Genomic DNA, 515 nt, shown 5'->3' on the forward strand with positions numbered 1-515 from the left:
GCACCGAAGACTACTTTGAAATCGAGTACGAAACGGTCGGCGTGCTGCGGAACTATATCACCGACCTGAGAGGACCGTTCCAGAAATGATTCGCACGCCGGAAAACCAGCATTGGGTGTTGCTCGGTACGGCGCCGGCCTCGGAGGAAATCTGGGGTCTGAGCCAGATCGACTTTCCTTGCGGTTACCATATTCCGCCGGGTGCCTTCGCGCCGAGCGGAAAGCCGCTGGAGCGACCGAAACCGAATGGCGAGGTCTGGGCCATGGGTGGTTTTGCCATGGAGCTCGCTCAAGGCGGCAAGGTGATTCGCGCGGAAGATGCGTCCGGGCATGTTGCCGGGTGTCGGCCATGGGTCTGCGTCTTCCATGACGCTCTGCTCGACGAGCTGCGCGATCGCACCCACACAATCGAAATGTGGGACCGCGGCGTTTCGATTTTCTATGGTCTGTGGCGCGAAGCGACCCATAGACTGGGTGACCTGATCCCATCTGCCGATTTCGCGGCGATGGTGGATC

General features: G+C 60.0%; 1 protein-coding gene. It reads left to right on the plus strand.

Features of this window, described 5'->3' with window-relative positions:
* Positions 1-85 precede the first annotated feature (85 nt).
* Positions 86-515 (plus strand): hypothetical protein (locus tag ACKGJN_RS16840; RefSeq protein ID WP_409540727.1); only part of this gene is annotated, 430 nt, incomplete at its 3' end.

Origin of the sequence: Gillisia xinjiangensis, from assembly GCF_046298265.1 — a bacterium.
GTDB lineage: Bacteria > Bacteroidota > Bacteroidia > Flavobacteriales > Flavobacteriaceae > Gillisia > Gillisia xinjiangensis.